The sequence below is a fragment of the Streptomyces sp. NPDC002499 genome (assembly GCF_053595415.1).
Genome location: NZ_JBSFXO010000003.1, coordinates 149,909 through 163,488 on the forward strand (window position 1 = coordinate 149,909; position 13,580 = coordinate 163,488).

12 protein-coding genes are annotated in these 13,580 nt (G+C 71.6%); 6 read left to right on the forward strand and 6 right to left on the reverse strand.

Features of this window, described 5'->3' with window-relative positions:
- Nucleotides 1-106: 106 nt before the first annotated feature.
- Nucleotides 107-388, reverse strand: coding sequence for an HPr family phosphocarrier protein (locus ACWD5F_RS08755; RefSeq protein ID WP_401722041.1), 282 nt, complete (start codon nucleotides 386-388; stop codon nucleotides 107-109).
- A gap of 182 nt (nucleotides 389-570) precedes the next feature.
- Between ACWD5F_RS08755 and ACWD5F_RS08760 the strand changes: the two genes are divergently transcribed.
- The 4 genes from ACWD5F_RS08760 to ACWD5F_RS08775 all read left to right on the forward strand — a co-directional run bounded on the left by ACWD5F_RS08760 (nucleotide 571) and on the right by ACWD5F_RS08775 (nucleotide 5,953).
- Nucleotides 571-3,408 (forward strand): bifunctional acetate--CoA ligase family protein/GNAT family N-acetyltransferase, encoded by a 2,838-nt coding sequence (locus ACWD5F_RS08760; RefSeq protein ID WP_451252478.1) that lies wholly within the window; start codon nucleotides 571-573, stop codon nucleotides 3,406-3,408.
- A 64-nt stretch (nucleotides 3,409-3,472) separates the two neighbouring features.
- Entirely contained in the window at nucleotides 3,473-4,060 is a 588-nt protein-coding gene (locus tag ACWD5F_RS08765) for a DUF5998 family protein (RefSeq protein WP_401722035.1), read from the forward strand.
- The gene (locus ACWD5F_RS08770) at nucleotides 4,060-5,253 is read left to right on the forward strand and encodes an alkaline phosphatase family protein (RefSeq protein ID WP_401722032.1); all 1,194 of its coding nucleotides are present in this window, start codon (nucleotides 4,060-4,062) and stop codon (nucleotides 5,251-5,253) included. The genes ACWD5F_RS08765 and ACWD5F_RS08770 overlap by 1 nt, the downstream gene beginning before the upstream one ends.
- A 52-nt stretch (nucleotides 5,254-5,305) precedes the next feature.
- On the forward strand, nucleotides 5,306-5,953 hold the full coding sequence (locus ACWD5F_RS08775; protein WP_451252480.1) for a thymidine kinase: 648 nt from the start codon (nucleotides 5,306-5,308) through the stop codon (nucleotides 5,951-5,953).
- Here the strand turns inward: ACWD5F_RS08775 and ACWD5F_RS08780 are convergent.
- Together ACWD5F_RS08780 and ACWD5F_RS08785 are read right to left on the reverse strand one after the other, a co-directional pair.
- Nucleotides 5,950-6,435, reverse strand: coding sequence for a DUF4352 domain-containing protein (locus ACWD5F_RS08780; protein WP_451252482.1), 486 nt, complete (start codon nucleotides 6,433-6,435; stop codon nucleotides 5,950-5,952). The two genes, ACWD5F_RS08775 and ACWD5F_RS08780, sit on opposite strands and share 4 nt — an antisense overlap.
- Nucleotides 6,436-6,508: 73 nt before the next feature.
- Nucleotides 6,509-7,312, reverse strand: a complete 804-nt coding sequence (locus ACWD5F_RS08785) for a VOC family protein (protein WP_401722024.1) — start codon at nucleotides 7,310-7,312, stop codon at nucleotides 6,509-6,511.
- A gap of 295 nt (nucleotides 7,313-7,607) precedes the next feature.
- On the opposite strand from ACWD5F_RS08785, the gene ACWD5F_RS08790 reads away from it, so the two are divergent.
- Nucleotides 7,608-8,459, forward strand: a complete 852-nt coding sequence (locus tag ACWD5F_RS08790; RefSeq protein WP_451252484.1) for a sulfurtransferase — start codon at nucleotides 7,608-7,610, stop codon at nucleotides 8,457-8,459.
- A 115-nt stretch (nucleotides 8,460-8,574) separates the two neighbouring features.
- On the opposite strand, the gene sepH is transcribed toward ACWD5F_RS08790, so the two are convergent.
- Nucleotides 8,575-9,612 carry a septation protein SepH gene (gene sepH, locus ACWD5F_RS08795; RefSeq protein WP_451252486.1) on the reverse strand — a complete coding sequence of 346 codons (1,038 nt, stop codon included), beginning with the start codon at nucleotides 9,610-9,612 and terminating at the stop codon, nucleotides 8,575-8,577.
- A gap of 508 nt (nucleotides 9,613-10,120) precedes the next feature.
- Between sepH and ACWD5F_RS08800 the strand changes: the two genes are divergently transcribed.
- Nucleotides 10,121-10,888: a hypothetical protein gene (locus ACWD5F_RS08800; RefSeq protein ID WP_451252488.1), complete on the forward strand. Its 768-nt coding sequence runs from the start codon at nucleotides 10,121-10,123 to the stop codon at nucleotides 10,886-10,888.
- On the opposite strand, the gene ACWD5F_RS08805 is transcribed toward ACWD5F_RS08800, so the two are convergent.
- Together ACWD5F_RS08805 and ACWD5F_RS08810 are read right to left on the reverse strand one after the other, a co-directional pair.
- The gene (locus tag ACWD5F_RS08805) at nucleotides 10,812-12,131 is read right to left on the reverse strand and encodes a D-arabinono-1,4-lactone oxidase (RefSeq protein WP_451252489.1); all 1,320 of its coding nucleotides are present in this window, start codon (nucleotides 12,129-12,131) and stop codon (nucleotides 10,812-10,814) included. The two genes, ACWD5F_RS08800 and ACWD5F_RS08805, sit on opposite strands and share 77 nt — an antisense overlap.
- Nucleotides 12,091-13,338, reverse strand: a complete 1,248-nt coding sequence (locus ACWD5F_RS08810) for an MFS transporter (protein ID WP_401722010.1) — start codon at nucleotides 13,336-13,338, stop codon at nucleotides 12,091-12,093. The genes ACWD5F_RS08805 and ACWD5F_RS08810 overlap by 41 nt, the downstream gene beginning before the upstream one ends.
- Nucleotides 13,339-13,580 lie beyond the last annotated feature (242 nt).

The following is a 13,580-nucleotide window of genomic DNA, read 5'->3' on the forward strand; positions in this document are numbered from 1 at the left end:
CGAACTCGGGAAATTCGAAGGGCTCGCCCGGTAATTCGGGCGAGCCCTTCGGAGTTGCGGGACGGTGTCGTCGAAGTGACGCGTGCCGTATCCCTCAATTCGATTTTCAGACGGTCTCGGGAAGCTCCTCGAGCCCCTCGGCGACCAGCTTCGCCAGCCGGTCGAGCGCGGCGTCCGCGCCCTCGGCCCCGGAGGCGAGGACGATCTCCTCGCCGCCCTGGGCGCCCAGGCCCAGAACCGCGAGCATGGAGGCCGCGTTGACGGGGTTGCCGTCGGACTTGGCGATCGTCACCGGGACGCCTGTGGCCGTGGCGGCTCGGACGAAGATGGAAGCGGGGCGGGCGTGGAGGCCCTCGGCCCAGCCGACGTTGACGCGGCGCTCAGCCATGTGATGCTGCCCTTCAGTGTCTCAGGTTGTCTAGACCATGTTGTCTAGACCAGTTTTCCATAGCGTGCGGTCGGGCCGCGGCCTCGGCCCGACGCACACCCTTCCACCGTCCCCGGCGGACAGGCGTGTTCCCCACAGACTGCCTCGCGCCGTTGTCATACGCGAGCCGTACGCTGGGGCCCATGCAGACCTCGTCGGACCGGCACGAGTACCCCGCCCACTGGGAAGCCGACGTCGTGCTGCGCGACGGTGGCACCGCGCGCGTCCGCCCCATCACCGTCGACGACGCGGACCGCCTGGTCAGCTTCTACGAGCAGGTGTCGGACGAGTCGAAGTACTACCGCTTCTTCGCGCCCTACCCGCGGCTGTCCGCGAAGGACGTCCACCGCTTCACGCACCACGACTTTGTGGACCGGGTGGGGCTCGCGGCCACGATCGGCGGCGAGTTCATCGCCACCGTACGCTATGACCGCATTGGTCCCGAGGGCACGCCCGCGTCCGCTCCGGCTGACGAGGCCGAGGTCGCCTTCCTCGTCCAGGACGCCCACCAAGGACGCGGTGTCGCCTCCGCGCTCCTCGAACACATCGCCGCCGTCGCCCGCGAGCGCGGCATCCGCCGCTTCGCCGCCGAGGTGCTGCCCGCCAACAACAAGATGATCAAAGTCTTCATGGACGCCGGCTACACCCAGAAGCGCAGCTTCGAGGACGGCGTCGTCCGCCTCGAGTTCGACCTGGAGCCCACCGACCGCTCGCTCGCGGTCCAACGCGCGCGTGAACAGCGCGCCGAGGCGCGGTCGGTGCGACGGCTGCTGGTGCCCGGCTCGGTCGCCGTCATCGGCACCGGCCGCACGCCCGGGGGAGTGGGCCGCAGCATCCTCGACAACATCAAGGACGCCGGGTACACCGGGCGGCTGTACGCGGTGAACAAGGCCTTCCCCGACGACCTCAAGGAGCTCGACGGGATCGCCGCCCACCGCTCGGTGCGGGACATCGAAGGACCCGTCGACCTCGCGGTCGTCGCCGTGCCGGCCGACCACGTCCCCGAGATCGTCACCGAGTGCGGCGAACACGGCGTACAGGGACTGGTCGTCGTCTCCGCCGGATACGCCGAGAGCGGCCCCGAGGGACGCGACCGCCAGCGCGAACTCGTCCGCCACGCGCGCACGTACGGCATGCGCATCATCGGACCGAACGCCTTCGGGGTCATCAACACCGCGCAGGAGGTACGGCTCAACGCCTCCCTCGCCCCCGAGCTGCCCCGCCCCGGCCGCATCGGCCTGTTCGCCCAGTCCGGCGCCATCGGCATCGCCCTCCTCTCCCGCCTGCACCGACGCGGCGGCGGCGTCACCGGGGTCACCGGCGTCTCCACCTTCGTCTCGGCCGGCAACCGCGCGGACGTGTCCGGCAACGACGTCCTCCAGTACTGGTACGACGACCCGGACACCGACGTCGTCCTCATGTACCTGGAGTCGATCGGCAACCCGCGCAAGTTCACCCGCCTCGCCCGGCGCACCGCCGCCGCCAAGCCCCTGGTCGTCGTCCAGAGCGCCGGCTCCGCCCCCCAGGGCCACGCCGTCCAGGCGACCCGGCTGCCGCACGCCACGGTGACCACGCTGCTCCGGCAGGCCGGCGTGATCCGCGTCGACACCATCACCGACCTCGTCGACAGCGGACTGCTGCTCGCCCGCCAACCCCTGCCGGCCGGACCCCGGGTGGCGATCCTCGGCAACTCCGAGTCGCTGGGGCTGCTGACCTACGACGCCTGCCTCTCCGAGGGACTGCGGCCGCTGCGGCCGCTGGACCTGACCACCGGGGCGACGGCCGGCGACTTCCACGCGGCGCTGCTGCGCGCGCTCGGCGACGACGCGTGCGACGCGGTCGTCGTCACCGCGATACCCGCCATCGGCGAGACCTCGGTCGCCGACGCCGAACTGGCCGAGGCGCTGCGCTCCGCCGCCGAACAGGTCCCCGGCAAGCCGGTGCTCGTCGTGCACGTCGAGCTCGGCGGCCTCGCCGAGGCACTGTCGGCCGCGGTCGCCACCGCACCCCAGGCCGAGACCAAGCCCTCCGGCGCCCGCCGGCTCCGCCCCTCGCAGCAACTGCCCCCGCCCGTACAGGCATCGGAGACCGCGGCTCCCGACGCGCCCTCCGCCCGCCTCATCCCGGCCTACCCCGCCGCCGAGCGCGCCGTCCGCGCCCTGGGCGAGGCCGTGAAGTACGCGCAGTGGCGCCGCGAGGCCGCCGAGCCCGGCAAGGTGCCCGAGTCCATCGACGCGGACATCGACGAGAAGGGCGCGGCCCGCCTGATCGACGGGATGCTCGCGCGCGGGCAGGGCCTCACCCTCGGTACGGAGGAGACCTGCGAGCTGCTCGGGCGGTACGGGATCCCCGTACGCAGGGCCCTCCCCGCGTTCACCCCGGACGACGCCGTCCGAGCCGCCGGGACCGTCGGCTACCCGGTCGCCCTCAAGGCCACCGCCCCCCACCTCAGGCACCGCGCCGACCTGGGCGGCGTCCGCCTGGACCTGGCGGACGAGGAGCAACTGCGGCGGGCGTACGCCGAGTTGACCGAGCTGTTCGGGAAGCCGGAGGAGCTGCGCCCGGTGGTGCAGGGGATGGCACCGCGCGGGGTCGACACCGTCGTACGGGCCGTCATCGACCCGGCGGCCGGAGCCGTGCTGTCGTTCGGGCTCGCCGGAGCCGCCTCGCAGCTGCTCGACGACATGGCGCACCGGCTGATCCCGGTCACCGACCGGGAGGCGACCTCCGTGGTCCGCTCGATCCGGACCGCGCCGCTCCTGTTCGGCTGGCGCGGCTCCACCCCGGTCGACACGCCTGCGCTGGAGGAACTGCTGCTGCGTGTGTCCCGGCTCGTCGACGATCACCCCGAGGTCGTCGCGGTCACCCTGGAGCCCGTCGTCGTCGCACCCCGTGGCCTGAGCGTTCTCGGCGCCTCCGTCCGGCTGGCCCCGGCACCGGCCCGCGACGACCTCGGCCCGCGCACGCTTCCCGTCTACTGAGACGGTCACGGAGACGGCCGTGACCGGTGCCTCGTAGTCAGTCCACCCCCGTAGGATGGACATCATGGCCAAGACCAGTACGACGACCCAGGGGCTGCGAGCGGCGATCGAGCGCAGCGGCTACTACCCGGCCCTCGTGGCCGAGGCGGTGGAGGCCGCCCTGGGTGGCGAGCCCATCCGGTCGTACCTGGTCCACCAGGAGACGACGTTCGACCAGAACGAGGTGCGGCGGCACGTGACCGTGCTCGTCCTCACCGCCAACCGCTTCATCGTCAGCCACACCGACGAGCAGGCCGCGGACAGCACCTCCCCGACGCCGTACGCGACGACGTCCACCGAGTCCGTGAAGCTCAGCCGGATCTCGTCGGTCGTGCTCAGCCGCGTGGTCGCCAACCCGGAGCAGTACACGCCGGGCACGCTGCCGCGCGAGGTCGTCCTCACCATCGGCTGGGGCGCGGTCGCCCGCATCGACCTGGAGCCCGCCGCCTGCGGCGACCCCAACTGCGAGGCGGACCACGGCTATACGGGGAACTCGACGGCGGACGACCTCAGCCTGCGGGTCAGCGAGGCCGGGGACGGCCCGGACACGGTGCGGCAGTCCCTGGCCTTCGCGCAGTCGCTCTCCGAGGCGACCGCGGACGTCACCCGCTGATGGCGCAGTCCACCTCCTGGGACGCGTACCCGGAACCGCTCGCCGTCGACTCCGCCCCGCTGCCCGAGTACGGCAGCGGCTCCCTCGCCGACCTGCTGCCCACCCTCGCCGCGGGCATGTCCGTACCGGGCACCACCGCGGCGATCACCGAGCTGACCCCCGCCGACCGGAACTGCGTGTTCCTGATCGACGGCCTCGGCTGGGAGCAGCTGAAGGCGCACCCCGACGAGGCGCCCTTCCTCACCTCGCTGCTCGGCAGCTCGCGCGGCGGCACCGGCCGCCCCCTGACCACGGGCTACCCGGCGACCACCGCGACCTCCCTCGCCTCCGTCGGCACCGGCCTGCCGCCCGGCGCGCACGGCCTGCCCGGCTACACCGTGCGCAATCCGGCGACCGGCCAGCTGATGAACCAGCTGCGCTGGCAGCCGTGGACCTCGCCGGGCGACTGGCAGCCGTACCCCACGATCTTCCAGCTCGCCGACGCCGCGGGCGTGCACGCCGCCCAGGTCTCCTCGCCCACCTTCCAGAACACCCCGCTGACCAAGGTCGCGCTCAGTGGCGGAACGTTTCACGGGCGGCTGACCGGCGAGGACCGCATGGACCTCGCGGCCGAGCAACTGGCCGCCGGCGACCGCGCCCTGGTCTACACGTACTACGCCGAACTCGACGGCGCGGGCCACCGCTTCGGCGTCGCCTCCGACACCTGGCGCGGTCAGCTCATGTACGTGGACCGGCTGGTCCAGCGCCTCGCCGAGCAACTCCCGCCGCGCAGCGCGCTGTACGTCACCGCCGACCACGGCATGGTCGACGTGCCCTTCGACGAGGACCACCGCATCGACTTCGACGCGGACTGGGAACTGCGCGCCGGGGTCGCCCTGCTGGGCGGCGAGGGCCGAGCGCGGCACGTGTACGCGGTGCCGGGCGCCGCGAGCGACGTCGTCACCTGCTGGCGCGAGGTGCTGGGCGAGCAGTTCTGGGTGGCGTCGCGGGACGAGGCGATCGCGGCGGGCTGGTTCGGGCCGAAGATTGACGAGCGGGTGTACGACCGCCTCGGCGACGTGATCGCCGCCGCGCGGGACGACGTCCTGATCATCGCCTCCGAGCGGGAGCCCAAGGAGTCGGCGATGGTCGGCAACCACGGCTCGATGACCCCCGCCGAACAACTGATCCCACTCCTGGAAGTACGCTCCTGACGGCGATCCACCCTGTCCCCCTGCCTGCCCGCCGAAAGGTGCTCAACCCTCCATGCCCGAGCTGGTGTTCTTCTCCGGAACGATGGACTGCGGGAAGTCGACCCTGGCGCTCCAGATCGAGCACAACCGCTCGGCGCGCGGGCTGGCCGGGATGATCTTCACCCGCGACGACCGAGCGGGCGAGGGCAAGCTCTCCTCCCGCCTCGGCCTGGTCACGGACGCGGTGGAGGTCGAAGACGGCCAGGACTTGTACGCCTACCTCGTCGACCACCTCTCCCAGGGCGGCCGCGCGGACTACGTGATCGCCGACGAGGCCCAGTTCCTGGTCCCCGAACAGATCGACCAACTCGCCAGCGTGGTCGACGACCTCGGCCTCGACGTCTACGCCTTCGGCATCACCACGGACTTCCGCTCGAAGCTCTTCCCCGGCTCCCAACGCCTCGTCGAACTGGCCGACCGCGTAGAGGTCCTCCAGGTCGAGGCCCTCTGCTGGTGCGGAGCCCGCGCCACCCACAACGCCCGCACGATAGGCGGCGAGATGGTGGTCGAGGGCGCCCAAGTGGTCGTAGGCGACGTCAACCAGTCCGAAGCCATCGGCTACGAGGTCCTCTGCCGCCGCCACCACCGCCGCCGCATGACATCGGCGACGACGCGAGCGGCGGCCCTGTCACCGGACGTACTGCCGGTGTCGTCCTCCTAAGGGACGGTCCATTCACCGACGTCGTCGGAGAATCCGCTGTTCATGGCGAACTGGACGGTGACGACACGGGATCCGTCGGCCACCTCGAAGGTGATGAAGCCCAAGGCCGACTTGCCGGGCCTGATGGTGACGCTGCCGGGGAACTCCGGGCCGGCCGCCGTATTGGCGATGGTCGCCGTGAAGCGCTGCCCCGCCTTGTCGATCACGGTGGCGCCGTTGGACGGAGAGTCCTTGTAGACCGCGGTGCCCGTGTTCTTGAGCCGGAACTGCACCGACACGTAGTGCTGTCCGGCCGAGGATTTGAAGTAGTCGGCCGGCCGCGCCGGATCGACGACCTTGCGCACTGTGACGTCGAGCGTCTCGCCCGAGTCGGTCCCCGAGAGACTCAGCGTGTCTCCGACCCCGGGGTCGGCCCCGGGCGCCAACGCCAGCGCCGGAACCGCCAACAGACATGTCAGCAACGGTGCGGTACGACTTCGCATCGCTCCTCCCGATGTGTGGAGCAGCAGATACCTCCATGCTCCGCCCACATCGTGCCGCTGGCGAGCCGAGGGCTCAGCGTGGGATCTGGATCAAGGCGAAGCGGGCGCCCTCCGGGTCGGCGACCGTGGCGACTCGGCCGTAGGGGCTGTCCGTGGGGGGTTTGAGGACGTGGCCGCCGAGGTCCTGGAGGCGGGTGGCCGAGGCGTCCGTGTCGGCTACCTCGAAGTACGTCATCCAGTGCGGGCCGCGGTCGCGGGGGAGGGCGTTGCCGACGCCGTGGATGCCGGCGACCGGGTGGGCCGCGAGGTTGAGGGTGACGTAGTCGAAGTCGGTGGCGGCGGCCGGCTGGGTCTCGTAGCCGAAGACCGTCTCGTAGAACTTGGTCACGCTCTCCGACTCGGCGGTGACGAGTTCGTTCCAGGCGGGGGTGCCGGGGACGCCGGTGATGGCGGTGCCGAGGTGGGCCGCCGCCTGCCAGATGCCGAAGACCGCGCCCGCGGGGTCCGAGCCGATCGCGAGGCGGCCCGCCTCGGCCGCGTCCAGCGGGCCGACGCCGATCGTGCCGCCGCACAGCCGGACCGTCTCGGCGGTCACGTCCACGTCGTCCGAGGCGAGGTAGGGCGTCCAGGCGATCGGCAGGTGGCGGTCGGGCGGCAGCTGGCCGATGCCGGCCACCTCGTAGCCGTCCAGCAGCGCACGCGCGTAGGGGCCCAGTTGGTGCGGGCCCGGCCGGAACTCCCAGCCGAACAGCGCGCCGTAGAACTCCTGGGTCGCGTCCATCCCGTGCACCATCAGGCTCACCCAGCAGGGTGTGCCGGGCGCCCGCAGATCGTGCGCTTCGCCGTTCGGGCCGGCCGACCCCCGTGCCTCGGTCATCGTCACTCTCTCCTCGACCCCTCGCGGTGGCCGTTCGCTTCCGCTCTCCGGATACCCCGAGCCGATGCTCGCATCACCCGTACCGTCGCGCGCCCCGGGCGCGCCGTACCTCGGACCCCGTGCCCGGAGGATGCCCGACACGCGGTTTCTCGCCCGTTTCCGTGCGATTGCCGAAGGATGTCGATCAGCTGTACAGCATGTGCCCGAACCCATACGCCTCGTGATCGGGTCTGCCCGGCGGAGCAGACTAGTCGGACATCGACGGCGCGGCCACCCCGTGCGCAAGGATGGGGCCATGAACGCCATCATCTCCGCATCCGAACTCACGAGCGACCTGGCCGGGCAGCGGCCGCCCGTCGTGCTCGACGTCCGCTGGCAGCTGAGCGTGGCCAGGGCGGCAGGTGAGCCGCCCTTCGACGGCCGCGCCGCGTACGCGGCAGGCCATATTCCGGGCGCTGTCTACGTCGACCTCGACTCGGAGCTGGCCTCCGCCCCCGGCGACCGCGGCCGGCACCCGCTGCCCGACCCGGAGATCTTCGGCGCCGCGATGCGCCGGGCGGGCGTGTCCGCCGGGACGCCGGTGGTCGTGTACGACGGCGGACAGGGCTGGGCGGCCGCCCGGGCATGGTGGTTGCTGCGCTGGACGGGTCACCCGGACGTGCGGGTCCTCGACGGCGGGTTGCCGTCCTGGGAGGGGCCGCTGGAGACGTCCGTGCCGACCCCGGCCCCGGGCGACTTCGTCCCCGCGCCGGGTGCCTCGGGTCTCCTCGACGCCGACGAGGCCGCGGCGCTGGCCCGCTCCGGGGTGCTGTTCGACGCCCGCGCGGGGGAGCGGTACCGCGGCGAGGTCGAGCCGATCGACCGGGTGGGCGGCCACATCCCGGGAGCCGTCTCCGCGCCCACCAACGAGAACGTGGCGGCCGACGGCCGCTTCCTGCCCGCCGAGGAACTCGCCGACCGCTTCAAGGCTCTTGGTGCGAGCGACGGTTCAGCGGTCGGCGTCTACTGCGGCTCGGGCGTCTCGGGCGCGCACGAGGTGCTGGCCCTCGCGGTGGCGGGCATTCCGGCCGCGCTGTACGTGGGTTCGTGGTCGGAGTGGTCCACCGACCCGTCCCGGCCGGTCGCCGTCGGCCCCGACCCGCAGTAGCCCGGGGGGACGGATCCCGGGGCGCACCAAGAAAGGGATCCCGGGGGCGTACGAAGAAGAGGGCCGCACCCGACTGGCGCGGCCCTCACCCTCGTACGAACGCGTGCTGTTCCCGCTACTCCTGCTTCTTGCGCCGTGTGCCGAACACGATCTCGTCCCAGCTCGGGACCGCCGCGCGGCGGCCCGGGCGGACGCCGTCGGCCTCGGCCTGGCGGTCGGTCGCGCCGACGAGACGGTCGCGGTGGGCGCCGACCGAACGGGGCATCAGGACGTCCGCATAGGCAGAACCGGCCGAGGCCGCGGGGGCCGGGGGTTCCTCCTCCGCGGGTTCGGCGGCGGGCTCCTCCACCGCAGGCTCCGGCGCCGGGCGCTCCGGGACGACCAGGTCGCCGCGGAAGCTCGGTACCGCCTCCAACAGGCTGGTCAGCGAGTCCCGTTCGCTCGCCGCGCTGTCCTCGTCGGACTCGACCGGCGGCGCCGGCAGGCTCGGCCGCTCGAGAGCGCGGTCCAGCGGACGGTCGCGCGGCAGCCGGGCGATACGCGGCACGAACGGAAAGCTGGGCTCCGCCGCGGCGAGGTCCTCGGACTCGCCGATCAGCGAGCGCGCCTCCTCGTCGACGGCCTGGACGAGCCGCCGGGGCGGGTCGTAGGTCCAGCTCGCCGAGTGCGGTTCACCCGCGACCAGGTAGACCAGCAGGACTTCCCAGGTGCCGTCGTCGCGGCGCCAGGAGTCCCACTGCACGGTGTCCTTGTCGGCACCGCGCAGGGTCAGCCGTTCCTGGACGGCTTCGCCGAGTTGGGGTCCGGCCGCGTTCTCACCGGGCCTGCGGACAGGGGTCTTGCGAGCCCGCTCGGCCATGAACGCGCGCTCCGCGAGGACGGGGCCCTCGAAACGCCGTACACGGTCGACGGGGATGCCTGCGAGCTGGGCGACTTCTTCCGCGCTGGCACCGGCACGTATACGCGCCTGGATGTCGCGAGGACGGAGGTGGCTTTCGACTTCGATCTCGATCTGACCGAGGCGGGGACGATCGCCGCGGACAGCGGCACGGAGCCGCTCATCGATCGGAAGCGTGTACTCCGTTGAGTCGGCAGCCTTCAGCACCAGCCGTGTGCCGTCATTCGAGACGGCCACGACACGCAGTTCGGGCATGGGGACCTCCCGGGTGGTGCCTGCCGACGTCACGTGCGTCGCTGCTTCCGCTAGTCGAGTGTGGCCTGCCCGGGTGCAGCCTGCCACAACCTTGCCGAGTTGCCCGGCGTGTCGGGCACAGGCCCTGGAACGCCGTTATGGCACGGTTACCTATTCGCAACGCTAAGTGACCAACTCCGTCACCCTGTGCAACAAGCCCCCTCCGGGCGGTCCAGTGAGGCCGCGGACATCCTGGCGGGAGGCCGGGCCCAGGGCTCGCAACAGTACTCCATTTGGGCCACGTGCGTGGATTGGGACGCGGTCCAACTTCTCGCGAGAGGTGCGAGTTGGCCGCCCGTCACGCGGTTTCGGGATCTTGAAAGTGGCGTACTTCACGTAAACCCCCGAAACGGAACTATCGGTTTCGTCTGTACGTCCCTTTCTCGTGCAGTTGGTCGATCGCGGTCGATCAACGTTGATCAAGCAGCAAAAGTCGATCAAGTACGGGAAAGGCAGGCAAGGAACCGGTATGCGTGAAAGGTCGGACGCCGAGGTCGTCGAGGTCGCGGAACCAACGGGCGCGGACGTCGCCGAAGTCAAGAAGAAGCGGCTCGATCTGAGCGTCCCTCAAGTCGCGGGCAGCGCCGTGGCCGCCGTGGTGGCGGCCAAACTCGCCTCGTACTTCGGGGTCTACGGCACGATCGTGGGCGCCGGTCTCGTCAGCGTCGTCGCGACCTGCGGCGGCTCGGTCTTCCAGCACTTCTTCAGCCGCACCGGCGAGCAGCTCCGGGAGGCCACCGTCAGGGACCGGCTCGGGGAACCGCCGCCCGCTCCCGGCGAGTTCACCGAGGGCACCGTCTACCGCGCGCGGGTGAGCAGTTGGAAGCGGCCGGTGGTCGCGGCCGCCCTGGTCTTCGGGGTCACCCTGACCGGCATCACCACCTACGAGCTGGTGTCCGGCAACAGCTTCAGCGGCGGCGGGGGCACCACCGTCAGCGACGCCGTCACCGGCCACGACCCGTCGACCTCGAAGTCCCGTGACGACTCGCCCGGTTCATCCACGACCTCGCCGACGCCGTCCACCACGCCCGACGCCGGCACCCCTTCGGGTTCGAGCGGCACTTCTTCGGACGGGAGCGGCGGTACGACGGCCGACCCGACGCCGACGCCCAGCGCCTCGGACGGCGGCGGCACCCCGACCCCGACGCCCAGCGCGTCCGCTACGACCCCAACACCCGACGCAAGTAGTCGTTCTGGAAGCGCCGATCCGGATCAAGACGGTCCCGCAGCGCCGTGAACTCGCCGAAGCGCGGGTAGACCCCGGCGAAGTACTCGGCGTCCCGGGTGTTCACCTTGCCCCAGTGCGGCCGGCCCTCGTGCGCGGTGAAGATGCGCTCGGCCTCGGTGAAGTACGCCTGGTAGGGCGTGCCCCGGAACATGTGCACGGCGATGTAGGCGCTGTCCCGGCCGGAGGCGGTGGACAGGGTGATGTCGTCGGCCGGGGCGGTGCGGACCTCGACCGGGTAACTGATCCTGAACTTCGAACGGTCGACCATCGCCTTGAGTTCCCGCAGCGTGTCCACCAGAGCGGCGCGCGGGATGGCGTACTCCATCTCGACGAACCGCACCCGACGGGTCGAGGTGAAGACCTTGTAAGGGATGTCCGTGTACGTCCGTGAGGACCAGGCCCGGGTGGAGATCTGGGCGATGGTCGGCACGGTCGAGGGCACCGCGCGGCCGAGCATGTTGGCCACCTGCCACAGGCCGTTGGCCACGAACTCGTCGTCGAACCAGCCCGCCAGCGGCTTCACCGGCTGCTCCGGGCCCGCGCTGCGGTTGTTGCGCTTGGTGTTGGTGGACGTCGTGTGCGGGAACCAGTAGAACTCGAAGTGCTCGTTCTCGGCCCAGAGTTCGTCGAAGCGGCCGGTGACCTCGTCGAAGGGCATCGGCTCCTCGCGGGCCGCGAGCAGGAAGACGGGCTCCACGGCGAAGGTGATCGCGGTGACGATCCCGAGGGCGCCGAGGCCGATGCGGGCCGCCGCGAAGACGTCCGCGTTCTCCTTCTCGGAGCAGGTCAATACCGAACCGTCCGCCGTGACCAGCTCAAGTCCCCTGATCTGGGCGGCGATCGAGCCCGACTCGCGGCCGCTGCCGTGGGTGCCGGTGCTGGTGGCGCCGGAGACCGTCTGCTCCATGATGTCGCCCATGTTCGTGAGCGACAGACCCTCGCGCGCGAGAGCCACGTTGAGTCTCTTGAGCGGGGTGCCCGCCTCGACCGTGACCGTCATGGCATCGCGATCAATGTTGCGGATGCCGGTCAACAGTTGAGGGCGGATCAACACACCGTCGGTGGCGGCGATCGAGGTGAAGGAGTGCCCGCTGCCGACGGCCTTCACCGTCAGTCCGTCCTCGGCGGCCTGACGCACGGCCGCCGTCAGTTCCTCGACCGAGGCCGGCGTGACCTCCCGCGCGGGGCGGGCCGTGACCGTACCGCCCCAGTTACGCCACGTGCCGTTCTTCGCGCTCGCTGTGGTGCTCAACAACGGTGCCTCCCCGACCCGGTGCCGGTCTGCTGAGCCGGCGGTACCCGAGGAAACCGACCGCGACCGCGACGGCCCCGGCGACCACCGGAACCCCGTACCCCGCACGCGCGCCGGCCGCGTCGATCACCCAGCCGGCGACGGAGGAGCCGAGCGCGACCCCGACCGCCAGGCCGGTGCTCACCCAGGTCATGCCTTCGGTGAGCTTCGCGCGAGGTACGTGCTCTTCTATGAGGGACATCGTCGTGATCATCGTGGGTGCGATGGACAGGCCCGCAAGGAACAGCGCCACGGCCAGAAGCGGCAAGTTTCCGACCAGTAGGAGGGGGATCATACTCACGGCCATCGCGCATATGCCCAGCAGCCACCTGCGCGCGGGCGCTCCCCGGAAGCGCAGCAGTCCGAACACGACGCCCGCGGAGCAGGAGCCCGCCGCGTACAGGGCGAGCACCACGCTGGCGGCGCCCTTGTGGCCCTGCTCCTCGGCGAACGCGACGGTGACCACGTCGACCGCTCCGAAGATCGCTCCGGTCGCCACGAACGTGGCCACCAGCACCTGGAGACCGGCCGCGCGCAGTGCCGAGCCGCCGCTGTCGGCGCCGCGCACGCGCGGGTGCGGCTCGGGCTCGGTGGCGCGCTGCGCGGTGAGCCAGAAGACGCCGAGTGCCAGGAAGCAGGCGGCGAGCAGCGGACCGGCCTCCGGGAACCAGGCCGTGGACAGCCCGATGGAGATGATCGGCCCGAAGATGAAGCACACCTCGTCGACGACGGACTCGAAGGAGTACGCGGTGTGCAGCTGCGGGGTGCCCCGGTACACGGCCGCCCAGCGCGCGCGGACCATCGCGCCGAGGCTCGGCACCGAGCCGATGCCGGCGGCGCACACGAACAGCGTCCAGTCCGGCCACTCGAAGTGCGCGGCGAACAGCAGCCCGGCCGAGGCGACGAGCGCCGCAAGGGTCGCCGGTCGCAGCACCCGCCGCTGCCCGTGCTGGTCCACGAGCCGGGAGATCTGCGGCCCGATCGCGGCGGCGGACAGCGCGATGGTGGCCGACAGGGCGCCCGCGAGCCCGTACCTCCCGGTGAGCTGGGAGATCATCGTGACCACGCCGATGCCCATCATGGACAGTGGCATCCGGCCGAGGAGGCCCGCGGCGGCGAACCCCTTGGAGCCGGGGGCGGCGAACAGGGCGCGGTAGGGGCTGGGCACGGGCTCTCCGGAGGGTACGGCCACGCGCGCGTACGGGGCGGCTCGGGCACGGCGTGGACGAAAGTGGCTCGGTAAGGCGCCGATGCCAGCCCGTAAGGTGCCAACACGGCTGATACAGCTTACGAGTAAGGTCACCCTAATGCACCCGGGCGTACGGCCCGGAATCGGCGTCGTCGCCCGACCTGCCCCCGTCGTCCCCCTGGCCGCTGCCGGGTTGTCGGAGCGGGGTGGCAGGATCGATG

Coding starts and splice junctions, on each gene's coding strand:
- ACWD5F_RS08760 (WP_451252478.1), top strand. CDS start 571: ATGCAGACCTCGTCGGACCGGCACGAGTACCCCGCCCACTGGGAAGCC.
- ACWD5F_RS08785 (WP_401722024.1), bottom strand. CDS start 7,312: ATGACCGAGGCACGGGGGTCGGCCGGCCCGAACGGCGAAGCGCACGAT.
- ACWD5F_RS08765 (WP_401722035.1), top strand. CDS start 3,473: ATGGCCAAGACCAGTACGACGACCCAGGGGCTGCGAGCGGCGATCGAG.
- sepH (WP_451252486.1), bottom strand. CDS start 9,612: ATGCCCGAACTGCGTGTCGTGGCCGTCTCGAATGACGGCACACGGCTG.
- ACWD5F_RS08775 (WP_451252480.1), top strand. CDS start 5,306: ATGCCCGAGCTGGTGTTCTTCTCCGGAACGATGGACTGCGGGAAGTCG.
- ACWD5F_RS08790 (WP_451252484.1), top strand. CDS start 7,608: ATGAACGCCATCATCTCCGCATCCGAACTCACGAGCGACCTGGCCGGG.
- ACWD5F_RS08770 (WP_401722032.1), top strand. CDS start 4,060: ATGGCGCAGTCCACCTCCTGGGACGCGTACCCGGAACCGCTCGCCGTC.
- ACWD5F_RS08755 (WP_401722041.1), bottom strand. CDS start 388: ATGGCTGAGCGCCGCGTCAACGTCGGCTGGGCCGAGGGCCTCCACGCC.
- ACWD5F_RS08800 (WP_451252488.1), top strand. CDS start 10,121: ATGCGTGAAAGGTCGGACGCCGAGGTCGTCGAGGTCGCGGAACCAACG.
- ACWD5F_RS08780 (WP_451252482.1), bottom strand. CDS start 6,435: ATGCGAAGTCGTACCGCACCGTTGCTGACATGTCTGTTGGCGGTTCCG.